The sequence below is a fragment of the Nonomuraea sp. NPDC050227 genome, from assembly GCF_044459705.1.
Classification (GTDB): domain Bacteria; phylum Actinomycetota; class Actinomycetes; order Streptosporangiales; family Streptosporangiaceae; genus Nonomuraea.
Map to the genome: position 1 here is coordinate 54272 of NZ_JBITJF010000006.1, position 23524 is coordinate 77795.

At 71.7% G+C, this 23524-nt stretch carries 24 protein-coding genes; 11 read left to right on the forward strand and 13 right to left on the reverse strand.

The window, feature by feature from the left end:
- Nucleotides 1–1444: 1444 nt before the first annotated feature.
- On the reverse strand, nt 1445–2359 hold the full coding sequence (locus tag ACIBK9_RS23730) for a Ku protein (RefSeq protein ID WP_397161148.1): 915 nt from the start codon (nt 2357–2359) through the stop codon (nt 1445–1447).
- A gap of 81 nt (nt 2360–2440) precedes the next feature.
- On the opposite strand from ACIBK9_RS23730, the gene ligD (ACIBK9_RS23735) reads away from it, so the two are divergent.
- The 5 genes from ligD (ACIBK9_RS23735) to ACIBK9_RS23755 all read left to right on the forward strand — a co-directional run bounded on the left by ligD (ACIBK9_RS23735) (nt 2441) and on the right by ACIBK9_RS23755 (nt 5498).
- Nucleotides 2441–3322, forward strand: coding sequence for a non-homologous end-joining DNA ligase (ligD, locus tag ACIBK9_RS23735; protein ID WP_397161150.1), 882 nt, complete (start codon nt 2441–2443; stop codon nt 3320–3322).
- Nucleotides 3319–4194, forward strand: a complete 876-nt coding sequence (gene ligD / locus ACIBK9_RS23740; RefSeq protein ID WP_397161152.1) for a non-homologous end-joining DNA ligase — start codon at nt 3319–3321, stop codon at nt 4192–4194. Before ligD (ACIBK9_RS23735) ends, ligD (ACIBK9_RS23740) begins: the two co-directional genes overlap by 4 nt.
- Nucleotides 4195–4237: 43 nt before the next feature.
- Nucleotides 4238–4447, forward strand: coding sequence for a hypothetical protein (locus ACIBK9_RS23745; RefSeq protein ID WP_352352847.1), 210 nt, complete (start codon nt 4238–4240; stop codon nt 4445–4447).
- Between the two features lie 108 nt (nt 4448–4555).
- The gene (locus tag ACIBK9_RS23750; RefSeq protein WP_352319259.1) at nt 4556–5176 is read left to right on the forward strand and encodes a TetR/AcrR family transcriptional regulator; all 621 of its coding nucleotides are present in this window, start codon (nt 4556–4558) and stop codon (nt 5174–5176) included.
- 91 nt (nt 5177–5267) lie between these two features.
- Nucleotides 5268–5498, forward strand: coding sequence for a DUF3107 domain-containing protein (locus ACIBK9_RS23755; RefSeq protein ID WP_352319257.1), 231 nt, complete (start codon nt 5268–5270; stop codon nt 5496–5498).
- Nucleotides 5499–6069: 571 nt separating this feature from the next.
- On the opposite strand, the gene ACIBK9_RS23760 is transcribed toward ACIBK9_RS23755, so the two are convergent.
- A complete protein-coding gene (locus ACIBK9_RS23760) occupies nt 6070–6723 on the reverse strand; it encodes a ferritin-like fold-containing protein (protein WP_357974257.1) in 654 nt (217 codons plus the stop codon).
- 350 nt (nt 6724–7073) lie between these two features.
- Here ACIBK9_RS23760 and ACIBK9_RS23765 point away from each other — a divergent pair, with 350 nt between their 5' ends.
- The 3 genes from ACIBK9_RS23765 to ACIBK9_RS23775 all read left to right on the forward strand — a co-directional run bounded on the left by ACIBK9_RS23765 (nt 7074) and on the right by ACIBK9_RS23775 (nt 11040).
- Nucleotides 7074–8918, forward strand: a complete 1845-nt coding sequence (locus ACIBK9_RS23765; protein WP_397161155.1) for a DEAD/DEAH box helicase — start codon at nt 7074–7076, stop codon at nt 8916–8918.
- Between the two features lie 312 nt (nt 8919–9230).
- Nucleotides 9231–10121, forward strand: coding sequence for an alpha/beta hydrolase (locus ACIBK9_RS23770; RefSeq protein WP_358294368.1), 891 nt, complete (start codon nt 9231–9233; stop codon nt 10119–10121).
- Nucleotides 10122–10134: 13 nt separating this feature from the next.
- Nucleotides 10135–11040 carry an oxygenase MpaB family protein gene (locus ACIBK9_RS23775; protein ID WP_397161157.1) on the forward strand — a complete coding sequence of 302 codons (906 nt, stop codon included), beginning with the start codon at nt 10135–10137 and terminating at the stop codon, nt 11038–11040.
- Nucleotides 11041–11055: 15 nt separating this feature from the next.
- On the opposite strand, the gene ACIBK9_RS23780 is transcribed toward ACIBK9_RS23775, so the two are convergent.
- The 4 genes from ACIBK9_RS23780 to ACIBK9_RS23795 form a co-directional block, all read right to left on the reverse strand.
- Complete coding sequence (locus ACIBK9_RS23780; protein ID WP_397161159.1) at nt 11056–11979, reverse strand: RecB family exonuclease; 924 nt, start codon at nt 11977–11979, stop codon at nt 11056–11058.
- Nucleotides 11980–12699, reverse strand: coding sequence for an MBL fold metallo-hydrolase (locus ACIBK9_RS23785; protein ID WP_352352854.1), 720 nt, complete (start codon nt 12697–12699; stop codon nt 11980–11982).
- An 11-nt stretch (nt 12700–12710) separates the two neighbouring features.
- Nucleotides 12711–13325 carry a MarC family protein gene (locus tag ACIBK9_RS23790; RefSeq protein WP_352319244.1) on the reverse strand — a complete coding sequence of 205 codons (615 nt, stop codon included), beginning with the start codon at nt 13323–13325 and terminating at the stop codon, nt 12711–12713.
- 82 nt (nt 13326–13407) lie between these two features.
- Nucleotides 13408–14034: a DUF6758 family protein gene (locus tag ACIBK9_RS23795; protein WP_397161161.1), complete on the reverse strand. Its 627-nt coding sequence runs from the start codon at nt 14032–14034 to the stop codon at nt 13408–13410.
- Between the two features lie 74 nt (nt 14035–14108).
- On the opposite strand from ACIBK9_RS23795, the gene ACIBK9_RS23800 reads away from it, so the two are divergent.
- Complete coding sequence (locus ACIBK9_RS23800; RefSeq protein WP_397161163.1) at nt 14109–14510, forward strand: NUDIX hydrolase; 402 nt, start codon at nt 14109–14111, stop codon at nt 14508–14510.
- On the opposite strand, the gene ACIBK9_RS23805 is transcribed toward ACIBK9_RS23800, so the two are convergent.
- Entirely contained in the window at nt 14494–17424 is a 2931-nt protein-coding gene (locus ACIBK9_RS23805) for a hypothetical protein (protein ID WP_397161165.1), read from the reverse strand. The two genes, ACIBK9_RS23800 and ACIBK9_RS23805, sit on opposite strands and share 17 nt — an antisense overlap.
- A gap of 506 nt (nt 17425–17930) precedes the next feature.
- Nucleotides 17931–18857: a lysostaphin resistance A-like protein gene (locus ACIBK9_RS23810; RefSeq protein WP_397161167.1), complete on the reverse strand. Its 927-nt coding sequence runs from the start codon at nt 18855–18857 to the stop codon at nt 17931–17933.
- A 189-nt stretch (nt 18858–19046) separates the two neighbouring features.
- Here ACIBK9_RS23810 and ACIBK9_RS23815 point away from each other — a divergent pair, with 189 nt between their 5' ends.
- Together ACIBK9_RS23815 and ACIBK9_RS23820 are read left to right on the forward strand one after the other, a co-directional pair.
- Nucleotides 19047–19784, forward strand: a complete 738-nt coding sequence (locus tag ACIBK9_RS23815) for a hypothetical protein (RefSeq protein ID WP_397161169.1) — start codon at nt 19047–19049, stop codon at nt 19782–19784.
- A complete protein-coding gene (locus tag ACIBK9_RS23820; protein ID WP_397161171.1) occupies nt 19781–20338 on the forward strand; it encodes a DUF6529 family protein in 558 nt (185 codons plus the stop codon). The genes ACIBK9_RS23815 and ACIBK9_RS23820 overlap by 4 nt, the downstream gene beginning before the upstream one ends.
- Here ACIBK9_RS23820 and ACIBK9_RS23825 read toward each other — a convergent pair.
- From ACIBK9_RS23825 to ACIBK9_RS23845, 5 genes are read right to left on the reverse strand one after another with little or no spacing between them, the layout of a single operon-like run.
- Nucleotides 20328–21260 carry a CoA ester lyase gene (locus ACIBK9_RS23825; protein WP_352352861.1) on the reverse strand — a complete coding sequence of 311 codons (933 nt, stop codon included), beginning with the start codon at nt 21258–21260 and terminating at the stop codon, nt 20328–20330. The two genes, ACIBK9_RS23820 and ACIBK9_RS23825, sit on opposite strands and share 11 nt — an antisense overlap.
- 60 nt (nt 21261–21320) lie before the next feature.
- A complete protein-coding gene (locus ACIBK9_RS23830; RefSeq protein WP_358294377.1) occupies nt 21321–21917 on the reverse strand; it encodes a sulfite oxidase-like oxidoreductase in 597 nt (198 codons plus the stop codon).
- Nucleotides 21918–21919: 2 nt separating this feature from the next.
- A complete protein-coding gene (locus ACIBK9_RS23835) occupies nt 21920–22189 on the reverse strand; it encodes a DUF6510 family protein (protein ID WP_352319227.1) in 270 nt (89 codons plus the stop codon).
- A gap of 10 nt (nt 22190–22199) precedes the next feature.
- Nucleotides 22200–22925, reverse strand: coding sequence for a ferredoxin reductase (locus ACIBK9_RS23840; protein ID WP_352352863.1), 726 nt, complete (start codon nt 22923–22925; stop codon nt 22200–22202).
- Nucleotides 22895–23506, reverse strand: a complete 612-nt coding sequence (locus ACIBK9_RS23845) for a molybdopterin-dependent oxidoreductase (RefSeq protein WP_352319223.1) — start codon at nt 23504–23506, stop codon at nt 22895–22897. Before ACIBK9_RS23845 ends, ACIBK9_RS23840 begins: the two co-directional genes overlap by 31 nt.
- Nucleotides 23507–23524: the final 18 nt, after the last annotated feature.

The following is a 23524-nucleotide window of genomic DNA, read 5'->3' on the forward strand; positions in this document are numbered from 1 at the left end:
GCCATCCGTGAAATGTCATTTCCTGGACGCGGGCATGGCAACACAGAACCGCCGCCTTTTTGCTATGCATTAACAGCCTTATTGCTTGCATTAAACATTTATTGACTGATATGCCATGATATGTCCGAATCTATCATGATCGCCGGGCGGGGCGTCCGACACGGATGGGCGGGCCCGGAAACCCGAGCATCACCCCTCGACCGGCATCAAGTGTCGGCGATCGACCGATTTACCCGGGGCAATTGGTACGGCTTATTGCGATTTGAAGATAATGTCCGCTTTATGGCTAATGGCCGTTATGTGAGCCGGAACGCGGACGGCCGCTCCGGCACACCGCGAGGGCCACATCTTCTGTGCCGCCCTCGGGCTTCGGGCCGAACAGGCAGCGCGCCCCCTGCCACGCGACGCTGAGCCCGTCCGGCGGCCCACGCACGCAGGCGCCTACGTCCAGCCACCCAGGCACGTCGCTTTGAGGAAAGGGCATCCACCGCCATGAACACGACCTGCCCGGCCCCCCGCCCGCCCGGACGCGGCCACACGGCCACCACTCGCCCAACCCCCGCCCCGCCTGATCGGACGCGCGACCACCACTCGCCCAGCCTGCTGCTCCGCCCGGTCGGACGCGCGGCCATCACTCGCCCAACCCCCCGCCCCGCCCGTCGGACGCGCGACTGCCACTCGCCCAACCCCTGCTCCGGCCGGTTGTCGTGCGCGGACCTGACGTTGGTCGTCTCACCCGGCCAACCGCCTCGCCAGCTCCCGCGCGGTGATCGCCGCACGCCAGTGCGCCTGGTTGGTCCGCCAGGTGTTGTACGCGGCCTGGTCGGTCTCCTGGATCGGGAAGCGGCCAAGCCTCGCAACGGGATCATCCGGGCCGGGATCGGTGGCTCGTCACCCTCTCCACCACCGCAACGGTTGCCTTCGCCGCCCCCGTAGACACCTCAGTGCCGCCCCCAGCCCTTCCGGCCATGCGGTTCGTCACAGGAGCCGTGGGTGGTGCGCTACTTCGCCATGGCGATCCATATCGCCTCAGAAGCTCGTCTCAGCCGCCCGTCTACGCCGGCCGGTCTGTCGCCAGGGCGATGGCCTTGTCCTTTGCGTCCGCACAGCGCTCGCAGGCAGAAAGGCGTCGCCCGGGGCTTGAGCGCGGGGATGATCGTCGGCGCCCCGCTGGACAGCCTCACCAGCCGGCACTTCTCCGGGCACGCCGTCTTGGAGCGGCCTGCTGATCACCAGCCTGACCGCCGTGGGCGACCCGGTCTCCGACTCCTGGCGCCGCAAAGGCGGTCCGGCCCTCGCCGGCGGTTTGCGACCGCGCTACAGGGCGTACTGTCGCCGGACCAGCGGAGAGACAGGCACGCGGGTCGGCGGGCACCAGGTCTTCGGTGTTCCGGTTCGAACGTCCTGGAGACGTCGTCGTACGGACCGTCGTGACGGAAAGGGCTCAGGCGGACTTGCGGGCCTTGCGCTTCGGCGGGGCCTTCTCCTCCTCCTTGGCCTCCTCTTCGGCCTCCTCCGCCCCCTTAGACGCCTTGGCGGACTTGCCGCCGCCCGCCGCCTTCTTCGGTTTGGCCGGTTCCCCGGTCCGCTCCCGTTTCGCGGCCTCGACGCTGGCGCGCAGGGCGGCCATGAGGTCCACCGCCGGCCCGGCCTCTTCCTCCTCCGGCGCCGCGACGACCTCCTTGCCCGCCACCTTCGCCTCGATCACCTGCTGCAACGCCTCGCGGTACGTGTCGTGGTACTCGCTCGGGTCGAAGTCCGACTCCATGGTGGTGATCAGCGACTCGGCCATCTTGAGCTCCTGCGCCCGGACCTCGATGTCCTCCTCCAGGAACTCGAAGTCGGGGGCGCGGATCTCGTCCGGCCACAACATGGTCTCCAGGACGAACACCCCGTCCCGTACGCGCAGGGTGGCCAGCGACTCCCGCTGCCGCAGCGCCACCTTGACCACGGCCACCTGTCCCGAGCTCTCCAGGGCGTCACGCAACAGCACGTACGGCTTCGCGCCCTGCGCGTCGGGCTCCAGGTAGTACGACTTGGCGAAGTAGATGGGGTCGATCTGCGCAGCCGGGGTGAACTGCAGGACGTCGATCCTGCGCGACGTGCTCAGCGGCAGGTCCTCGAAGTCCTCGTCGGTGAGCACCACCATCTCGCCCGTGGCCAGTTCGTACCCTTTGGCGATGTCCGCGTACGGGACCTCCTCGCCGTCGACCGTGCACACGCGCTTGTAGCGGATCCTGCCGCCGTCGTCCCGGTGGACCTGGTGGAAGCTGACGTCTTTCTGCTCGGTCGCCGAGTAGAGCTTCACGGGGATGGTGACCAGCCCGAAGGAGATCGCACCTTTCCAGATGCTGCGCATGGGCACTCCTCAGCAGTAGCGGGCTCACCATATGGGCACATACCCGTCATGGGGCAACCAATGCCATACCCGATTGAACCAATGCTGGCCGTACCTGGGGAACTACCCTCCGATCGCGACCGGTACGGCCTGGAGGTCAAGTGGGACGGCATCCGCGCGCTCGTGCACCTCGACGGCGTCCTGAGGGTGACGGGACGGCACGGCGTGGAGTACACCCGGCGATACCCCGAAATCTCGGGGTTCGGGGTCAAGAACGCCGTGCTCGACGGCGAGGTCGTGGCACTGGACCGGCGCGGCAGGCCCAGTTTCGTCCGGCTCCAGCACCGCATGCTCCTGACCGACCCGGAACCGGCCGTGCTGGAGCTCTACCCCGTCACGTACATGCCCTTCGACCTGCTCTGCCTGGACGGACGGCCGCTGTTCGACCTGGCCTACCGCGACCGCCGCGCGCTCCTCGACGAGCTGGACGTCGGCGCGCCCCCGTACTTCCCCGGGGACTCCGACCTGCTCGCCGCCACGCGGGAGCAGGGCCTGGAAGGCGTGGTGGCCAAGCGCCTCGACTCCCCCTACCGGCCGGGCGTGCGCTCGCCGTGGTGGATCAAGGTCAAGCACCTCAGCACGCGGGACGTCGTGATCGGCGGCTGGAAACCCGGCAAGGGCCGCAGAGCCGGCGGGATCGGCTCGCTCGTCATGGGCGTCTTCACCGGTGAAGGGCTGACGTACGTCGGCCACGTGGGAACCGGGTTCACCGACGCCATCCTGGACGACCTCCACCAGGCCCTCCGACCTCTGGAGATCCCGCGCAGCCCGTTCACGAACGCGGTCCCGTGGAGAAATCGGTGGGTTAGGCCCGATCTCGTCGGGGAGGTGGGCTACACCATGTGGACCGACGAGCTGCGGCTGAGACATCCGGTGTGGCGCGGGCTGCGCGCCGACAAGCTCCCCGCGGAGGTGACGCTGTGAAGAAGGTGCCGGTCAGGGTCGACGGGCGCGAGCTGACGCTGAGCAACCTGGACAAGGTGCTCTATCCGGAGATCGGCTTCACCAAGGCCGAGGTCATCGACTACTACAGCCGCGTGGCCCCCGTCCTGCTGCCGCACCTCGCCGGCCGGCCCCTGACCGTCAAGCGGTACCCCAACGGCGTCACCGGCCAGTTCTTCTTCGAGAAGAACGCGCCCGAGCACACGCCCGACTGGGTCAGGAAGGTCAACCTGCCCGCCCCCGGCAGCACCAAGGGCCGCGAGAGCATCGACTTCGCCGTCATCGAGGACCTGCCGACGCTCGCCTACTACGCCAACCTGGCCGCGCTGGAGCTGCACGTGCCCCAGTGGCGGGTGGACGACGACGGCGCGGCGCTGCCGCCCGACACGCTCGTGTTCGACCTGGACCCGGGCGCGCCGGCGACCATCGTGGAGTGCTGCCGGGTGGCGCTCACGCTGCGCGAGGTGCTGAAGGGCGAGGGGCTCGACGCCAGGCCCAAGACCAGCGGCAACAAGGGCATGCAGCTGTACGCCGACTGGGACTGCCGCGAGGAGCCCTCCGCGTACGCCAAGAGGCTGGCCCAGGTCCTGGAGAAGGAGCACCCGAAGGAGATCGTCAGCGTCATGGCCAGGAAGGCCAGGCCGGGCAAGGTGTTCATCGACTGGAGTCAGAACAATCCGGCCAAGACCACCGTGGCGCCGTACTCGCTGCGGGCCAGGGAGCGGCCGACGGTCTCGACGCCGCTGTTGTGGAAGGAGGTCGAGGACTGTGAACACGCCGATGACCTGGTGTTCACCGCCCCTGACGTACTCGCCAGAGTGGAGAAGCACGGCGACCTTTTCGGCCGGGCGTAGTCTGGACCCGTCCGCACCAAGAGGGGGGCCGAAGATGTCGGAGATGGACACCCGCGGGGACGAGAGCGTCTACGACGAGGAGGAGGAAGAGGAGTTGTCGCCGGAGACGCCCGAGGCCGACGCCGCCGAGCAGCATCGCGAGATCCGCCAGGAGACCGCCCAGGAGCGCCGCGAGCTTCCGCTCGACGCCGACCCCGCCGACGCGGCCGACCAGGACCGCGTCGTCGACTACGACGACGACGACTACCGCTGAGCACGGGGCGCCCGCCAGATCGAGCGTGTATGACGATGACCGCCGAGGTGACGACCACCCGCACGTAGGATGTCGGCACAGTTCGCTGAGAGACCAATGGAGACCCGCGTGACCGCAACCCCGGACGCGAAGCCCCGGGGCACCCGGCTGCCCCGACTGGCCCGACGCCGGCAACTGCTGAGCGCCGCGCAGGAAGTGTTCGTGGAGAACGGCTACCACGCGGCCGCCATGGACGAGATCGCCGATCGGGCCGGGGTCAGCAAGCCGGTGCTCTACCAGCACTTCCCCGGCAAGCTGGAGCTCTACCTCGCGCTGCTCGACCTGCACGTCGACGACATGGTCAACCGCTGCCGCGAGGCCCTGGCCTCCACCCACGAGAACAAGCTGCGGGTGCAGGCCACGTTCAGCGCGTTCTTCGACTTCGTCTCCACGCAGGGGGAGGCGTTCCGGCTGGTCTTCGAGTCCGACCTGCGCAACGTCGCGCCGGTGCGCCAGCGGGTGGAGCGGTCCCTGCAGGAGTGCGCCGAGATGGTCAGCGCGGTCATCCAGGAGGACACCGGCTGCACCAGCGACGAGGCCCACCTGCTCGGCGTCGGGCTGGTCGGCATGGCCGAGGTGAGCGCCCGCTACTGGGTCACCGCGCAGGGCTCGATCCCCAAGGACGCGGCCGAGCAGCTCATGGCGCGGCTCGCCTGGCGCGGGATCAGCGGTTTTCCGCGTACGGCATAACCCGTTCGCTGGGCGCGATCATTCACCGCCTCCGGGCCTCCGAGCGGCGACGATGGAACCGAGCGCTAACCCAGTCGACTAGGGAGCCACGATGGAAGTCAAGATCGGCGTACGCTCGGTACACCGCGAACTCGTTGTCGAGACCGACCTCTCCGCCGAGCAGGTCGAAGAGGAGATCAGGAACGCGCTGTCGGTAGATCGCGGCGTCTTCGCCATCACCGACGTCAAGGGCCGGCGCGTGGTCGTGCCGGTGGCCTCGCTCGGTTTCGTCGAGATCGGTGAGGACGAGGCCAGGCCGGTCGGCTTCGGCGGCACCCTCTAACCACCCCAAAGGCCCACAACGAGGGTACGGCCACAATCAGCCGTACCCTCACCGGCCACGCACGCCGCCCGACGCCTCCACCAGGCCACGCCGGGAACGCGCCGGCGGCCACACCCGCATCACGGGCCACAGCCCTCGCGTTCGCCCGGTTGTCCGAGGCGGCAGCCCCGGACGCGGCGACGGCGCCGCTCGGCGTACTCCCGTCTCCGGTCGGCGTGGTGGCGGCTCTGGTCGGCGTGATCCGGTGTGTGATCGGCTTGATCCGGTGTGTGATCGGCGTGATCCGGTGTGTGGTCGGCTTGATCCCGTCTCTGGTCGGCGTGATCCCGTGTCTGGTCGTTCATCGGGCATTCCGCGCTTCCCCTCCGCAGCACGACGCGCGAAGTCCAGCGATTCGGCCCACATCTCGTCAAGGAACTGCCGTAGCGGCGCCAGGCCCTCATGTCTGGGACGGTACATCCGTTTCGTCCCCTCGCACCGCCCCACGACCGGACCGGTCTCCTTCGGCACCCGGCAGGAGGCGGCCGAGCTCCGGGGCCCAGCCACCCACGGTCGCCGTCCATCAGCCGGGCTAGATGCCGAGGGTGGCCATTCGCTTGTTGTGCGCCTCCGTCAGCGTCGCGAAGAGGCGTGAGATGTCAGGCGTCTCGCCCCCCGCCGCCCTGGCCGACTCCACCAGCAGCAACGCCAGCTCCGGCCGCGCCGTCGCCACCTGCTGCCCCTGGCTGAGCGCCTCGCCGACGAGCCGCCGGGCCCACAGCGCCAGCCGGCCGCCCGCCGTCGGGTCGGCCTCGATCCCGGCCCTGACCCGCTCGACGGCGAACTGCGAGCGCGCCTCGTCCACCAGCACCTCGTCCACCAGCTTGACGATCGACGGCTCCAGGTGCCGGGCCGCCTCCCGGTAGAAGTCGAGCGCGATCCCGTCACCCACGTACGTCTTGACCAGGGCCTGCAGCCAGTCGGCCGGCCGCGTCTGGGCGTGCCAGGCGTCGAGGGCCGCCACGAACGGCGCCATCGCCTCCTCCGGATCGGCCCCCAGCTCGGCCAGGCGGTCGCGCAGCAGGCGGAAGTGGGCGTACTCGGCCACGGCCAGCTCGCTGAGCGCGGCGCGGTCGGCGAGCGAGGGCGCCAGGGTGGCGGCGTCCTCGGTCATCCGGGCGTAGGCGCTGAGCTCGGCGTAAGCTAGAACCCCGAGCAGGTCGACGACTCCAGGAGACTCGTTCATGGAGGCAGCGTACTTCCCGAAATATGCGGGAACATAAGCGAGCTCGGCCAGCGTTGTGGTATCGAGTACACTGCTCTGTGAAAGTGCGACCGCACTGTGTTAGTTCGGGGGATTCCCCCGATAACCCCCGATTCCCCGGGTGCGCGGTCGCTGATGACGCGAGAGGGCTGGCTCTACCGCGAGGACCCACGTAACGGGGGCTGTTTTCCGCCCGTCGGTCCCGGCAGGCCCGCCTTCATTTGAGACTGAGGCAGGCCACGCTGACGACTTTCCGAGACCTCGGAGTCACACCAGAGATCGCCGATGCCCTCGAGACCGAGGGTATCGTCACACCGTTCCCCATCCAGGAGATGGCGCTCCCGCTCGCCCTGAGCGGCCAGGACCTCATCGGCCAGGCGCGCACGGGCACGGGCAAGACCTACGCGTTCGGCATCGCGATGCTCCAGAGCATCGGCAAGCCGCGCAAGAACCGCAAGAAGCCCCGCGGGCTGGTCGTCGTGCCGACCCGCGAGCTGGCCGTCCAGGTCAGTGAAGACCTGGTCACCGCGGCCGGCAAGCTCGGCTCCCGAGTCCTGACCGTCTACGGCGGCCGGGCCTACGAGCCGCAGATCGAGGCGCTCAAGGCCGGGGTCGACGTCATCGTCGGCACCCCGGGCCGTCTGCTCGACCTGGTCAAGCAGAAGCACCTCGACCTGAGCCAGGTCACCTCCCTCGTGCTCGACGAGGCCGACCGGATGATGGACCTGGGCTTCCTGCCCGACATCGAGCGGATCTTCAAGCTGATCCCCGCGGAGCGGCAGACGATGTTGTTCTCGGCCACCATGCCGGGCGAGATCGTCTCGCTGTCCCGCAAATACCTCAACCGTCCCACCCACGTACGCGCGGAGATGGAGAGCGGCGAGGGCGAGACCACCCCGCAGGTGCGTCAGATCGTCTGGCGCGCCCACCGGATGGACAAGATCGAGATCGTCGCCCGGCTGCTCCAGGCCGAGGGCCGCGGGCTCACCATGGTCTTCTGCGAGACCAAGCGGGCCTGCGACATGGTCGCCGAACAGCTCGACACGCGTGGTTTCGCGGTCGCGGCCGTCCACGGCGACCTCGGTCAGGGCCAGCGCGAGCAGGCTCTGCGGGCCTTCCGGGCGGGCAAGATCGACGTGCTGGTCGCCACCGACGTGGCGGCCCGCGGCATCGACATCGACGACGTCACCCACGTGGTCAACTACGACTGCCCCTCGGACGACAAGACGTACGTGCACCGCATCGGCCGTACCGGCCGGGCCGGGCGCACGGGCATCTCGGTCACCTTCGTGGAGTGGGAGGAGCTGACCCGCTGGAAGATGATCAACCAGATGCTCGGGCTCGACTTCGCCGAGCCGGAGGAGACCTACTCCACCTCGCCGCACGTCTACACCGAGCTGAACATCCCCGCCGGCACCAAGGGCGTCCTGCCGCACGCGAGCCGTTCGCGCGCCGGGCTGGCCGCGGAGCGCATCGAGGATCTCGGTGAGACCGGCCGGAGCCGCACCCGCGGCGGCAAGGGCCGGCGCGAGGAGCGCGAAGAGCGCGAGCGCCCGGCCCGCGCCCAGCGCCAGCGTCGCCGCACCCGCGGCGGCAGGGAACTGGCCGAAACCGCACCCGCCGAGACGCCGGAGGTCGAGATCGTGGCCGCCAAGACGGAGGAGACTCCCGCCATCTTCACGCCCGACGAGGTCCAGACGGCGGCCGCCGAGCCGAAGCGCACGCGCGTCCGCAGCAGGGGGGCCGCGTCGTCGGCCATCGAGCAGGCGCTGGCCGAGGCACCGGAGACCCCGGTGAAGCGGACCCGCTCCCGCAAGGCCGACCAGCCCCAGGCCGCCGACCCGCGGCCGCGCGAGGAGGCCGCCGAGGCGCCCGCGCGGAACCGTGCGGCCGAGGCCGCTCCCGTGGAGCCGGTCCGGAGCCGGGCGGCCGAGGTCGCGCCCGAGCCGGTCGTGGAGTCCGTGCCGGAGCCGAGCTTCCTGGCCACGCCTCCGCCGCCGGTCCGCAAGGAGCCGGAGCGGATCATCCCGCCGAGCCCGTTCGCGGTGATCTTCCAGTCACCCGACCTGGCCACGGACGACGATGACATCGCGCCGTCGGCGGCGACCGAGCGCAAGCAGCAGCGCCGCCAGGCCCGTGGCGGTGGCGGTGGCGGCAACCGCCGCCGCGCAGGCTAGCGACGACGAGAAGGAGGCGCGCATCCCGTTCGCGGGATGCGCGCCTTTTTCGTCCGTACGACACCGGCGCCGAGAGGGAGCCGTACGGGCCCCTCACGGCCTCGCGGACGCACCGCCCGACATATACGCCCTCCAGGCATCGCAGGACCCCAGAGGCCCCCTCAGAGCCCGCCACGCCCCACTGGGGACGAGGACGTCGCCCACCCGCCTCCGGAGCGTGAAAGCCGCAAAGCTCACAACTCACCACAACTCGCATCAGCGTCGAAGCTTTGCCGGTGTCGAGGCGCTGACCTCTGGGTATTGTTGCCCCACGTGAGTACGCCGCGATTCCTCGACCTGCCACCCGGTGTGACGCCGCAGAAGCTCGAAACGCCCCATGGCGCGTTCGCGGCTCTGGAGGCGCTTCCGGTCAGCGGGGTGGTCGAGCGCTGGCCCGCCCTCCTGGTCCCCGGCCTGACCGGCAGCAAGGAGGACTTCATCGCGGTCCTGATGACCCTGGCCCAGTCCGGTCGCCGGGTGGTGGCCGTCGACCTGCGCGGCCAGTACGAGACCCCGGGCCCCGACGACCCCGCCGCCTACACCTGCGCCGCCCTCGGGGCGGACGTCGACCTGATGGCCCAGGCCATCGGCGGCGGCGACCCCGTCCACCTGGTGGGCCACTCCTTCGGCGGCCTGGTCGGCCGGGAGGCCGTGATCGACGGGCGCACCCGGTTCGCCTCGTTCACGCTGATGAGCTCGGGCCCGGCGGCCATCGAGGGCAGGCGGGCGCGCAACGGCCGGGAGATCATGGAGGAGATCCCGGCCCTGGGGCTCGAACACCTCTGGCACCACCGGATGGAGCCCGAGGCGCTGGCCGCCGACGTCTCCGACGAGATCCTGGCGTTCCTGCGCAGGCGGCTGCTGACCAACTCCCCCACCGGCCTGGCCCGGATGGCCGAGCAGGTCCTGCACGCCCACGACCGCACCGACGAGCTGCGCGAGATCGAGATCCCCACCCTGGTCCTCTACGGCGAGCACGACGACGGCTGGTCGCCCGAGACCCAGTCGGAGACGGCCGCCCGGCTCGGCGCCGACTGCGTGGTCGTGCCCGGCGCGGTCCACTCCCCCGCCGTCGAGGCGCCGGAGACGACGGCCGCCGCGCTGGTCAGGTTCTGGAACGCGGCCGAGAAGCACTATTTGGACACAAGGTCCAACGCCATGTAATCATTCACTTACTATGACGGACGAACTCGTCGTCCAGGCGCCGCGGAGCGCGACCTGGCAGGTGCATCTCGACCGTTCGATGTGGGTGGGCGGCGTACGCGGCCTCATGTTGCAGGCGCTGCACCCGCTGGCCATGCTCGGCGTCTGGCAGAACTCCACCTTCCAGGACGACCCCTTCGGCCGCCTGCGCCGCACCGCCGACTTCGTGGGCCGGGTGACGTTCGGCAGCCCGGCCGAGGCCGACGAGATCGGCAGGCGGGTGCGCGGCATCCACAAGGCGCTGCGCATCACCGATCCGCGCACCGGCCGCACGCACCGGGTGGACGACCCGGAGCTGCTGCTGTGGGTCCACTGCGCGGAGGTGTCGTCCTACCTGGAGGTGGCCAGGCGCGGCGGGCTCGGGCTGAACGAGCGGCAGGCCGACCGCTACCTGCGCGAGCAGCGCAGGAGCGCCTCCTACGTCGGGCTGCACCCCGAGGACGTGCCGGGCTCGTGCGCCGAGATGGACGCCTACTTCAAGCAGGCCCGGCCCGCCCTGCGGGTGACCGAGGAGGCGGCGGCGACCGTGCGGTTCCTGCTGTGGCCCCGGCTGCCGCGCGAGCTGCGCATGTTGTCGCCGGGCAAACCGGCCTACTTCCCCTTCGGCGCGCTCTGCTACTACACGCTCCCGGAGTGGGCCCGCCGCATGTACGGCGTGCTGCCCGAGGTGCCTCCGGCGACGGTCACCGCGGCGCTGAAGGCGTTCCGGCTGGGCATGAACGCGCTGCCGGAGCCGGTGCACGACCGGGCGTTCATGCCCTCGACGCGGGCGATGCTGGCGGGCGCGCGGGCCCGCCTCGGCGCGGCCGGCTACGACGTGAGCAAGGGGCTGAAGGGCCTGACCGACCCCCGTCGCTGGCCGGCGACACGGGCCGCCTGACCGCTTCGCCGGGGGTCAGTCGGCCAGGCCGTCCCAGGGGTTGCGGTCGGAGCCGGCGGCCTGGCCCTCCGGGCAGTGGCGGCGGAAGTCGCACCACGAGCAGAGCGGGCCGGGGCTGGCGGCGAACACCGTGTCGAGCTCGGCGGGAACCTGGGCCGGGCCGACGACGGGACGCTCGCCCGCCCCACGACCCGCCGCCTGGGCCGGGCGCCTGGTCGAGGTCGGGGCGCCCATCACGGCGCGGTAGCGGTCGTCGGCGGCGGCGGCCTCGACGGCGATCTCCTCGGCGCGGCGCAGGTGCCGGCCCAGCGACTCGTCGGTGTGGCGCCACTCGACGATCTCGCCGGTGGGCAGGTGGTGCAGCTCGACCGCCCGGCACGGCGTGCGCATCATCGTGGAGGCCGCGATGGCGTACGTGGCCAGCGCGAGGGACGAGCGGGCGTCGTCCTGGGTCAGCGGGCGGCGGCCGGTCTTGTAGTCGACCACGACCAGCTCGTCGCCGCGCCGGTCGAGCCGGTCGATGCGCCCGGACAGCGCGACCACCTTGGTCCGCGTGGCGACCGTGCGCTCGACGCCGACCGGATCGTCCGCGGGATCTAAGGTCGTGACATATCCGGACACGAGGTCGCGGGCCCGGCCCAGCCACTCGGCCGACTGCTCGGCGTCCCTGAACCCCTCGGTGATCCACCCGTTCGTGAGCAGGACGGCGGCCGTCAGCGGCGTGCGCCGCTCGTACGGCTCACGCCACCACGCCGCCAGCGCGTTGTGCACGCTGGCCCCGACGCTGTTGTGCGCCCAGGCGGGCCCCTTGGAGGGCTGCGGCCGGTCCAGGTAGGTGAACCGGTAGCGGCGGCGGCAGTCGAGCCAGGTGTTCAACCGCGACGGCGTGCACGCGTAGAGCCGCCGCGGCATCCCGTCCAGCGGAAGCTGGTCGTACACCTACTCGTCGCCGGGGCCGAGCTTGATGCCGGAGACCCTGGTGCCGTCGGTCAGCGGGCCCTCGTCGTCGCGGGCGGCGGCCGGGTCGCGGGTCAGCGAGCCCGACACCCAGTCGTCGAAGTGCGGCTCCAGGTCGCCGACGGTGACCTCGTCACCGTGGTTGGCCAGCACCCGCGTGTCGGCCGGCAGGGTGAACAGCCGGCCGCCGATCGAGGTGAGCTGGTCGGCCAGCGCCGGGTACTCGCCGCCGAGCTTGCCCGGCCCGTCGGCCTGCAGGGCCTTGCCGGTGAAGACGGCGCCCAGCGCCTCGCAGTAGAGCGAGATCCCGCCGGGCGTGACGCCGGGCGTCTCCATGACGTCGAGCTGGACGTCGGCGACGCCGAAGACGCCGTCGTCCTCCATGTCGATGTCGGGCCAGGTCTCCCGCCAGGTCTCCCGCCACAGCGGCTTGTCCTTGGGGTGCAGGGCGACGACCGCCTCGTCTCTGCTGGCCACCTCGATGGCCGCGCCGACGTGGTCGGGCAGGCCCGCGGTGCAGATGACGGCCAGCACCTCACGCTCGCCGACCTGCTCAAGGATCTTCTCGGCGTCACGCGCCGCGTCGATGACGATGACTTCGTCGTCGTCACCGATGATCCAGGTGTTGTTCTCGACCTTGTGCTCGGTGCCGTCGATGTCGACGACGCCCTCGGTCACCACTCGCTCGATACGCGCTGTCACGCTTCCGAACTTTAGCCCGTCTGCATGAGAGCGCGAATCGCGTTGATGATGAGTTGCACGGCGAGCGCCGAGAGCAGCAGGCCGGCGATCCTGGTGACCAGCTCCACGCCGTTCTCCTTGATGACGCGGATGATGCTGACCGAGAAGCGCATGAACAGCCACAGCAGGATGTGCACGGCCGCGATGGCCAGCATCAGCGCGGCCAGTCCGTCGGCGCGTCCCTCGGCCTGCTGGGCGAAGACGATGGTCGCCACGATCGCGCCGGGCCCGGCCAGCAGCGGCGTGCCGAGCGGCACCAGGGCGACGTTGACGTTCGAGCGCACGGTGTCGGTGCGCGGCTCGGCCGTGCCGCGCAGCAGCTCCAGGGCCACCAGCAGGAGCAGCAGGCCGCCCGCGATCTGCATGGCGGGCACCTCGACGTGCAGGTAGGACAGGATGGCCCGCCCGAACACCGCGAACACCACCACCAGGCAGAACGCCGTCACCGCGGCCTGCCAGGCGATGCGCCTGCGCTCGGCCGGGGTGCGGCCGAAGGTGTAGGCGAGGAAGAGCGGGATGACGCCCGGCGGATCCATGATCACGAACATCGTCACGAACGCCTCGACGAAGAACCTGACCCCGGACACCGCTCCCCCAACCGGCCGCCAGGGGGAGGCGATCCTGTGCTCAGCTCGGCGCCCGGCCCTCCGGGCGCTCGACTTCCGGCTCTCAGTCTTCCAGCAGCGGCGAGAACCCGCCGAACGGCACCTCGAAGTCGCGGTCGCGGGCGTCCTGGAGGGACAGCTCGGCCAGCGCGATCATGCAGCCGGCCTCGGCGGGCCAGGCGATGGTCCACAACCAGTTGCCCAGCGCCTCACCGGCGTACACGGCCCGGTCGTCGATGCCGGCCAGGCACCACATCGCCGTGGGATGACCCAGCACCTCGATCTTCGCGTTGGGCGGCCCGGAGTCGAACCCCTCGCCGGGATCGGGCCCGTCGAGCCCCGCGAACGTCGCGCCGAGCCCGACGCCCGGTTCCTCGGCGATCACCAGCAGGTCGGCCGGCCCTTCGATCGGCGACGGCCCGCTCAGCGCGACCACGCTGGCCCGCGAGCCGGTACGGTCGTCGCCGACCTCGCCGAACCCGGTCACCGTCCAGCCGGGCGGCAATGGCCAGGGCAGCCACACGGGCACCACCGAGCGTTTCCGCATGGCCTCCAGCGATTCGCCCGTGGGCGGTCGCGGAGGCTGGTACGGCAGGACGTCGCCGTGCGTGTCGCAATGGAACGCACCGGACAGGGCGCTCGACCCGTGAAGCGGGCCGAAGCACCTTGGGCAGGTAGGAGCCGCTCTCACAGCTACCCACGGTGCTTCCTCCGGCCCGGTCGCGTCAAGACCGGGACCCGTTATCCCGTCGTAATCTTGGTCATGTGCGCGTAAATTGTGTCGGCGCGATCATTTTCGACGCCTCTGACCAGCTTCTTCTCATCCAGCGTGGCCGCCCGCCGGGCAAGGGCCTGTGGTCGCTCCCGGGCGGCCGGCTGGAGCCCGGCGAGAGCGACGCGGCCGGCGTGCGCCGCGAGGTCATGGAGGAGACCGGGCTGCGCGTCGAGGTGGGCCGCCTGGCCGGCACGGTGGAGCGTCCCGGGCCGGGCGGCGTCACGTACGTGATCCGCGACTACCTGGCGACCTGCGCCGGCGGCGTGCCCGTGGCCGGTGACGACGCCGCCGACGTGCGCTGGTGCGGCCCCGGTGAGCTGGCGCTCCTGCCGCTCACCGAGGGGCTGCTCGCATGCCTGACCGAGTGGGGCGTGCTCACCGGCTGGCGGTGAGGCTGGAGGTCCACAGGATCAGGTGGTCGGTGTCGTACGTCGTGGACCTGCCCAGCGCCACCACCTCCGTGCCGCTGATCGCCACGGCCGTCAGGGCCTGCATGCCGAGGCCGGAGAGCCGGTCCCTGGTCAGGGCCATGCGGTTCCACGACAGGCCGTCCTGGGAGACCCAGGCCGCGCTGTCGCCCTCGCCCGGGACGCCGTGCCAGCCGACCGCCACCAGGCCCTGGTCGCCCGCGGCCAGGTCGTGCACGGCCGCCGCCTGGTCCGCGGGCAGCCAGGCCGTCGTCCAGCTCTCGCCGTCGTCGTCGGAGACGGCGGAGAAGGCGCGGCGTGAGCCGTCCGTCACGGCCGTGCCGATCGCGACGAGCTTGTCGTGGTACGTCGTGACCTGCCGCAGCCCGGCCGACGTGGCGTCCGGCGGGGTGACCCGTTTGCGGGCGCTCCAGTTCACGCCGTCGTCGGAGAACCAGACCACGCTGTTCTCCCGGTCGCCGGTCCCCGACCCGCCGACCGCGACGTAGCCGCCCTGGGTCGCGATCACGTCGTGGACGCGTACGCCCGAGCCGCCCTGGGGCAGCTTCCTGGACCGGGTGTACTTGCGCAGGTCGGGCGTGAACCACATGGCGGCGGCCACCGAGCCCGCCTGGTCGTGGGACTCGCCGGCCAGCACGTACCCCTTCTTGCCCGCCGCGACGGCGTGGGTGTCCAGGTAGGGCCGGTCGCGGTCGCGGGCCAGGTCGCCGGAGACCGGCACGCGCCGCCAGTTCTCGCCGTCGTCGGAGGTGACGAGCAGGGGGTCGGTGACGGCCAGGTTCGTCTGGGTGCTGCCGGCCGCCAGCCAGCCGCGCCCGCCGTGGGCGACGTCCTCCAGGATCTGCCTGCCGGGGCCGCCGAGGCTCATCGACTTCCAGCGCTGCCAGTTGCTGATCGTCCACAGGCCGGCGTCGCCGGAGGCGGCGCCGACCGCTACGTACCGGCCGCCGGCGGCCGCCAGGCGGGTGGTCTCGCGCGAGACCCTGGTCAGGCCCTCGACCTGGCCGAGCTGGACGCGGGAGGCGGCGCCGCGCGGCGGCGCGGTCATCAGCACGAGCTGGTTGTCGACGTCGGAGGCGGCCTGGTCGCCGCCGGCGAACAGGGTGCCGCCGTCGGAGATCGTGAACCCGCGCAGCGTGGCGCCCGCCAGGTCGCCGAGGTCGGCCCGCTTGGCCCAGCCGCGGCCGTCGGCGCTGGTCAGGACCGAGTACTTGCCCAAGGTGGCCTGGCTGATCGCGGCCACGCCGGACCGGTAGGAGACCAGCGACTCCACCCCGGGGCTCTCGCCGCTCAGGCCGCCGATGGAACCGCACTGCGACCACTGGGCGCCGGTGGGCGAGCAGTAGACGCGCACGCCGCCGTCGACCGTACGCTGCCGGGTCGGCACCAGGACGAACCGTTTGGGCAGCACGGCCACCGTGCCCGTGCGCGGCTCGGCCTCGGGCAGCTGGAAGCCGGTCGCCTGCCAGCCGCGTCCGCCGTCGGAGGAGCGCAGCACCCGCGAGCCGCTTCCGTCGGACGGGCGGCCGACGGCCACGACCGTGTCGCCCTGGGCGACGACCGCCCTGATCTCCTGGACGTCCAGCCCTCTGGTCTCCACGCGCTCCCAGGCCCGGCCGTCGGACGAGCGCCAGGCCGCCGGGCCGGGGCCGCCGTCCCCCGGCGTGGCGCCGACGGCGACGAAGCCCGAGGCCGTCCTGGCGATGTCGTAGATCTGGTCGCCGGGGCGGAAGGCGGCCATGCCGGTCGCGTTGACCGTCGTCCAGCTGAAGCCGTCGACGCTGGTCCACAGGCCGCGCTCGCCGGACGGGCCGTCGCCGCCGCTGGCCAGCCAGCGGCCGTCGCCGCCGACCACGCGCTGGACGATGGGCGTGGAGGCGCCGCTCACCTGGCCGAGCTGCCAGTGCTTGCCGGCGTCGGGCGAGAAGAGGAAGAGCGGGCGCGGGGTCGGGCTGGTGGTGTCGCTGCCCACCGCGACCACCGCGCGGCCGACGGAGACGATGTCGTTGAGCTTCTGGTTGGTGCCGACGCCGGCGGCCGGGACGGTGAAGAGGTCGTCCCCCGAACGGCCGGTGCCGGCCTCCAGGCGCAGCCCGGTGGCGTCGGTGTCGCTCCAGCGCCATACGAGCACCCCTGCGGCCACCAGGAGCGCCAGGGCCATGGTGAGGGCTATGGGGGCGGCCCTGCTGCCCCGGTGCACGGGGCTGGACCTGCGTACGGCGGCCGGGGCCGGGCCTCTGTGGTGCCTGCCGCCGGCCCCGGCGGGGCGCGGCGGGCCGGTGGCGACCAGCAGGTCCGGTCTTGTGGGACGCCCGCCGGGCGGCCGGCCCACCCGCCTGACCTCGGCGTCCTCCTCGCCGGCCGCCGCGAGCCCGGCTTCCCGACCCTCGGGATCGCGGGACTCGGGGACGCGAGACTCCGGGACGCGAGACTCCGGATCGCCGGACTCGGGGGCGTCGGACTGGGGGTCGTGCGGTCCAGGGGCCCGGGATCCGGGGTCGTGCGGTCCGGGGGCCTGGGGGCCGGGGGTCTCCGGCTGCGAGGGCGGGGGCTGCGTGACGGGGGCGGTGGCCTCGTCGGCGGGGAGCGGCAGGTGGTAGGGCGGCTCGCGGTAGGGGCCCGCGGGGGCCGTGCCCTCCTGGGGGCCGTCGGCGAGCGGGGCCGGGGGCCCGGACGGGGGCGCAGGGGGTGGGGGCGCGGCGGGGGGTTCCTGGCGGGGCGGGCCGCCGGCGACGAGCTTGTCCGGGCGGTTGACGATGCGCCGGGGGCGACGGCGCGGCTCGACCTCGGGCTCGGCCGTCGGCGAGCTGTACGGTCTGCGCCCCTTGGGCGGCTCCTGCGGCGATTCCTCCGGGATCGGGGACGCGAACGGCGGCATGCCCCAAGGGGAGGTCAAGGGTAAGCCCCGGGCCCGGTCGTCGGTGGGGCCGGGCGGGGAGTGGCGGATCCTGGGCTCCCCGGAAGAGGCCCCGGCCTGCTCGGAAGAGGCCCTGGCCTGCCCGGGAGAGGTTCCGGGCTCCTCGGGAGAGGGGGGTTCCGCGGCGTCCTCGGGACGCGGGTCGTCGTCGTCCGGCGGTCGCCGTGGCGGATCGCTGGGGCCGGAGGCCACGCGCCGCACCTCCTAGTCGAACTCGTCGTACAGGTGGAACCCGTCGAATCGGACCTGGTCAACCGGGTTGCGCGGGGAAACGGTGAGCGAACGGGCCGTTTCTTTACGGACCGTTCCACAAATCCCGTCCCACCTTATGCGCCTATTTTCTACCCCGTCCCACCAAAACGATCACCTCCGTGACGCCCTCGCCTGTCCCACAGGAACCAGACCAGCATGCCTGAGCCGGATTGGCGAGACCTCTCTAGCGAGATTTCCGGAACCTCCCGCCTGATTTATCCAGAAATAGCACTAATTGCCCGCTTTTTGGATATATAGAACACACCAATCGCATACACCGCGAGCTGCACCACCGTTCCCGACAACGCCTGCCACGGGATGGGCGTCTTGCCCTGGTCCAGCGCGTCCTCCAGGCTGCCCGAGGCCGCGCTGAGCCCGAAGGCCAGCATGTTGTTCATCACGTGCAACGCGATCGGCGCCTCCAGCCCCCCGGTCCGCACGGCCAGCCAGCCCATCACCGCGCCGAAGGCGAACACGTCGAGCAGCCCCACCCACGAGTAACCGTGCAGCGACGCGAACAGCAGGGACCCGATGAGGATCGCCCACACCGGATTGCGCACGTGCACGCCGACCGCCTGGACGAACCAGCCGCGGAAGATGTACTCCTCGGTCGCCGCCTGGAACGGCACCAGCAGCACGATCACCACGAGGGCGGGCAGGAACCGCCCCCAGCCGACCCAGCCGAACAGGTCGGAGTAACCCTCCCCCGACAACGACAGGGCCGTGACCTGCGCGATCTGGCCCAGCACCAGCGCCAGCACGGCCAGGCCGAGGCAGCGCAGCAACCAGGACCAGCGCAGCCGTCCGGCGACCGACGACAGCGTGCCGGGCCTGCGGCGCTGGACGAGCGCGGCGGTGCCGAAGACGAGCGGCAGCACGGCCGCGATCGACAGCAGCACCATCACCAGCCCGAACACCGGATCGCCGAAGATCTGCCCGGGGTCGGTCGGCGCGGGCAGGCCGAGGATCAGCTCGGCGGCCTTGCCCACGAGCAGCACGCCGGTGCCGAGGACGAAGAACCCGACGCCCACGAGGATCGTGCCGGCGACGGCCCGCCACGGCTCGTTCGCCGCAGTGCGGGCGAGATGGTCGTAACGCGCCCCCCGCGGCGTCGGCAGGAACCAGGACCGCGGCTGCGGCACGGGCGGCGGCCCATAAGGATAGACGGGCGGCCCAGGCGGCTGACTGCCATATGGCGGATTCGGTCCAGGGTTCTCCTGCATCCATACATTCTGTCTGCCGGGTGAGCATTAGTTCACAGACGACCCGCCCCTTTGGGCGGATGCTCGGAGTCGTACGGCATTTCGCCCTTCCGACTTTGGGAGCAGTCCATGTCAAGGCTGGGACCATTCATCACCCTGGCGGCGGGCGCGGTCCTGGCCGCGGGGCTGGGCGTCGCCAGCGTCACCGCGGCACCGGCGGCCGACACCGCGGCCGACACCGCGGCCACTACCGACACGGCCGCGGCGGGATCCCCCGCCGAGGCCGCCGCCGCGCCGTCGCCCTCCGTGTCATCGTCCGTGTCGCCGTCCGTGTCATCGTCCGCGTCGCCCGCGCCCACCGAGGCCGTGAAGATCCCCAAGGCCGACTACGGCGGGTACGTCAAGGGCAACGGCGGCCTGATAGCGATCTCCGTCCGCGACGGCAAGGCCGTCGGCTACTTCTGCGACGGCAGGTCGGAAGCCTGGTTCAAGGGCGGCGAGGCCGGCGGGAAGGCCGTGCTGAAGGGCCCCGGCACGGCCCGGCTGACCGCCACGCTCGGCGGCGGACGCGCCAGGGGCAGCCTGTCCGTCGGCGGCGGGAGGTGGACGTTCACCGCGCCCGCCGTGGTCCGGCCGTCCGGGCTGTACCGGGCGACCGCGCAGGTCAGAGGCGCGAAGCTGCGGGCAGGCTGGATCCGCGTCCCGCGCCCCGGCGGCGGCTACGACCAGGTCGGCGCCGCGTTCCTGGGCCAGGACCAGGTGGAGATCCCCCGGCTGGACGCCGGGCGGCCCACCACCCCCGTGACCGTCGCCGGCGCCACCGTCCTGCCGAAGGACGTGGACGGCTTCATCGAGGAGATGCAATGACCGCCGTCCACCGGCCCTCGCACCGGCCCTCGCGCCGCACGGCCGCCGTGCTCCTGCTCCCGCTGCTGGTCGGCGGCCTGGTGGCGCTGGGGCTCGGCGTGTACGGCCGGGCGCACACGCCCACGGGGTTCGCGATCGGCCCGGCCGGGTTCTCCGGCGCGCTGCCGATGAAGGCGTGGCTGACGACCGGGGCGTTCGCGCTGGCGATCGTCCAGGTGGTCTCGGCGCTGTCGATGTGGGGAAGGCTGGGGATCGAGCTGCCGGACGGCGTCCACCGCTGGTCGGGGCGGCTGGCCTTCCTCCTCACGATCCCCGTCGCCTTCCACTGCCTGTACGCCCTGGGCCTGCAGTTCGACGTGCCGCGCGTGCTGGCCCACTCGCTGCTCGGCTGCTTCTTCTACGGCGTGTTCACGGCGAAGATGCTGGCGCTGCCCAAGCGCGACGCGCCGGGCTGGACGTTGCCGCTGCTCGGCGGGCTGGCGTTCACGGCGCTGGTCGGGCTCTGGCTGACCTCGTCGTTGTGGTTCTTCACCGCGGTGGGCGTCAAGGTGTGAACGACTTCGTCCTCGCCAGACCGGCCGCCCTGCCCTTGGCGGCGACGACGAGCGCCATCTTGCGGGACGCCTCGTCGATCATCTCGTCGCCCAGCATGACCGCGCCGCGCCGCTCCACGGTGGTGTAGTGCTCGTACGCCTCCAGGATCAGCTCGGCGTGGTCGTAGTCGTCCTGGCTCGGCGAGAACACCTCGTTGGCCGCCTCCACCTGCAGGGGGTGCAGCACCCACTTGCCGTCGAACCCGAGCGCGGCGGCCCGGCGGGCGATCCGGCGGTAGCCCTCGACGTCCTTGATCTGGAGGTAGGGGCCGTCGATCACCTGGAGGTCGTGCATCCTGGCGGCCATCAGCAGGCGCATGAGGATGTAGTGGTAGGCGTCGCCCTCCTCGTAGCCGGGCGGCTGCTCGCCGACCACGAGGGTGCGCATGTTGATCGAGGCCATGAAGTCGGCCGGCCCGAACACCAGGGCCTCCAGCCTCCTGGACGACCCGGCGATGGCGTCGACGTTGACCAGGCCGCGGGCGTTCTCGATCTGGGCCTCGATGCCGATGCGGCCCACCTCGTAGCCCATCGACCGCTCGATCTGGGTCAGCAGGGTGTCGAGCCAGACGACCTCGGTCGGGTCCTGGACCTTGGGCAGGATCAGGCAGTCGAGGAACTCCCCGGCGCCCTCCACGACCTCGATCACGTCCCGGTACGTCCACATCGTGGTCAGGTCGTTGACCCTGACCGCGCGGGTCCTGCCGGTCCAGTCGCCCTCGCGCAGCGCGGTCACGACGTTCTTGCGGGCCTCGTCCTTGGCCAGCGGCGCGACGGAGTCCTCAAGGTCGAGGAAGACCTCGTCGGCGGGCAGGGTCTGGGCCTTCTCCAGGAAGCGGGGGTTGCTGCCCGGCACGGAGAGCACGGAACGACGTGAGCGCATGCGCCAACGCTAACGGCTGCGGGGCCGCCCGCGGCAGGCGTCCCCCGTCTATGGGGACGATCAGCTGTTCCAGTAGCGCTGCTCGCGCCAGGGGTCGCCGTAGTTGTGGTACCCGGCCCGTTCCCAGAAGCCGGGCCGGTCGCGGTCGAGCAGGCGCAGGCCCTTGACCCATTTGGCGGACTTCCAGAGGTACAGGTGCGGGACCAGCAGCCGGGCCGGGCCGCCGTGCTCGGCGGGCAGCGGGTCGCCGTCGAAGGTGTGGACGATCCACGCCCTGCCGCCGCGCAGGTCGGCGAGCGGCAGGTTGGTCGTGTAGCCGCCGTGGCAGTACGCCTCCGCGAACTCCGCCCGCGTGTCCACGTCGTCGAGCAGGACGTCGATCGACACGCCCTGCCAGTCGGTGTCGAACTTCGACCAGCCGGTGACGCAGTGGAGGTCGGTGTGCGGGGCGCTCTGGGGCAGGTCGAGCAGCTCGTCCCAGGTCCAGACGCGTTCCCGGCCGGCCTCGGTGACCAGGGTGAACGTCCAGCCGGCGGTGTCCACCCGGGGCGTCGGGCCCGCGGACAGGACGGGGAAGCCGGGCGTGAGGTACTGGCCGGGCGGCAGGCGGTCGTCGTGCCCGCCGCGTCCCTTGAAGCCCTTCGAGACGACGGCCACGGTCAGCCACCTCCCTGCACGGGCGTCTCCAGCAGGCCGAGGCCCGGCATCGCGGCCATCATCCGGCCCGGCGCCTCCACGAGGGTCATGAGCACGTTGTCGCAGTTCGGGCAGCGCAGCACGGTGCCGGGGGCGGGGCCGTACACGGTGGCCTCCCCCAGCGGGCCGTTCATGCCGCACTGCGCGCAGACGCCCTGGGCGGCCGTCATGTCCCGGCCGAAGAACTGGGCCAGCGGGCCTGCCGCGGCGTTGCCGTCCACGGGTTGTTGCATGGTGTCTCTCCTAGCCGTACCGCTCGGTGCGGATGTCGGTGGGCGGGTAGCCCAGGGCGGTGAGGATCGCGGCGACGTGCTCGACGAACGCGGTCGGGCCGCAGACGTAGGCCAGCGGCTCGTGGGCGGGCGGCCAGGCCAGCCGGACCAGTTGCGAGCGGTCCACCCGGCCCACGGGCTCGGGCCAGTCGGTGGGGGCCGAGCGGGTGTAGACGAAGGTCACCTCGGCGCCGGCGGACTCCAGCTCGTCGCGGTAGATCACCTGGCCGGGGTCGCGTACGGAGTAGACCAGCCGTACCGGGGTGCCGTCGCCCAGCCGGGCGCGGTGGCGCAGCATCGAGCGCAGCGGCACCACGCCGGACCCGCCCGCGACCAGCAGCAGCGGCCGCCGCTCCGGCATGGGCTCCCACACGAAGTAGCCGCCGATCGGGCCGCGCACCTCCACCTGGTCGCCGGCCTCGGCCACCTCCACCAGGTACGGCGACACCTCGCCGCCCGCCACCCTGACCACGGTGATCGAGGGCCGCTCGCCGGGCGCGCCGGCCAGCGAGTACGCCCGGGTCGCCTGGTAGCCGTCGTCGGCCGTCAGCCGCACGTCCACGTGCTGACCGGCGCGGTGACCCGGCCAGCCGGGCACGTCGAGCAGCAACGTACGCGTCTGGTCGGTCTCCGGGACGACCTCGGCGATCGTGGCCGGCTGCCAGGTCAGTCGTCGTAGTACCGCTGTTCCCGCCATGGGTCCCCGAAGTTGTGATAGCCGGACCGCTCCCAGAAGCCTGGGCGGTCCTCGTCCATGAGCCACAGCTCGTGGATCCACTTGGCGCTCTTCCACAGGTAGTGGGCGGGCACCAGCATCCGCACCGGGCCGCCGTGCTCGGGCGGGATCGGCGCGCCCTCGTAGGCGTAGACCAGCCACGCCTTGCCGTCCACGATCTCCTCGACCGGCAGGTTGGTGGCGTAGCCGCCGTAGCTGACGGCCAGGGCGTACCCGGCCGCCCGGTCGGCGCCGGTCAGCAGCCGGTCGAGGGACACGCCCGTCCAGGTGGTGTCGAGCTTGCTCCAGTGGGTGACGCAGTGGATGTCCACGGTGATCTGCTCGGCGGGCAGCGACAGCAGGTCCGTCCACGTCCAGGTGGGCTCGCCCGCGCCGCCTCTGACGGTGAACGACCAGCGCTCGGTCCGGATGTGCTGCGTCGCTCCCGCGGTGAGCACCGGGAAGCCCTCGGCCAGGTACTGCCCCGGCGGCACCCGCCCGGCCAGCTCCGGCCGCGGCCGCCGGAAGTGTTTTCCGGCGAAGCCGCGAGAGACGATCCCCATGAATGCGGTTCTCCCCGA

Excerpts from the sequence above, each read along its gene's own strand:
- ACIBK9_RS23730 (WP_397161148.1), bottom strand. The coding sequence starts at position 2,359 with ATGCGCAGCATCTGGAAAGGTGCGATCTCCTTCGGGCTGGTCACCATC.
- ligD (WP_397161150.1), top strand. The coding sequence starts at position 2,441 with ATGCTGGCCGTACCTGGGGAACTACCCTCCGATCGCGACCGGTACGGC.
- ACIBK9_RS23745 (WP_352352847.1), top strand. The coding sequence starts at position 4,238 with ATGGACACCCGCGGGGACGAGAGCGTCTACGACGAGGAGGAGGAAGAG.
- ACIBK9_RS23755 (WP_352319257.1), top strand. The coding sequence starts at position 5,268 with ATGGAAGTCAAGATCGGCGTACGCTCGGTACACCGCGAACTCGTTGTC.
- ACIBK9_RS23760 (WP_357974257.1), bottom strand. The coding sequence starts at position 6,723 with ATGAACGAGTCTCCTGGAGTCGTCGACCTGCTCGGGGTTCTAGCTTAC.
- ACIBK9_RS23765 (WP_397161155.1), top strand. The coding sequence starts at position 7,074 with ATGGCGCTCCCGCTCGCCCTGAGCGGCCAGGACCTCATCGGCCAGGCG.
- ACIBK9_RS23775 (WP_397161157.1), top strand. The coding sequence starts at position 10,135 with ATGACGGACGAACTCGTCGTCCAGGCGCCGCGGAGCGCGACCTGGCAG.
- ACIBK9_RS23805 (WP_397161165.1), bottom strand. The coding sequence starts at position 17,424 with ATGCCGCCGTTCGCGTCCCCGATCCCGGAGGAATCGCCGCAGGAGCCG.
- ACIBK9_RS23815 (WP_397161169.1), top strand. The coding sequence starts at position 19,047 with ATGTCAAGGCTGGGACCATTCATCACCCTGGCGGCGGGCGCGGTCCTG.
- ACIBK9_RS23820 (WP_397161171.1), top strand. The coding sequence starts at position 19,781 with ATGACCGCCGTCCACCGGCCCTCGCACCGGCCCTCGCGCCGCACGGCC.
- ACIBK9_RS23825 (WP_352352861.1), bottom strand. The coding sequence starts at position 21,260 with ATGCGCTCACGTCGTTCCGTGCTCTCCGTGCCGGGCAGCAACCCCCGC.
- ACIBK9_RS23835 (WP_352319227.1), bottom strand. The coding sequence starts at position 22,189 with ATGCAACAACCCGTGGACGGCAACGCCGCGGCAGGCCCGCTGGCCCAG.
- ACIBK9_RS23840 (WP_352352863.1), bottom strand. The coding sequence starts at position 22,925 with ATGGCGGGAACAGCGGTACTACGACGACTGACCTGGCAGCCGGCCACG.
- ACIBK9_RS23845 (WP_352319223.1), bottom strand. The coding sequence starts at position 23,506 with ATGGGGATCGTCTCTCGCGGCTTCGCCGGAAAACACTTCCGGCGGCCG.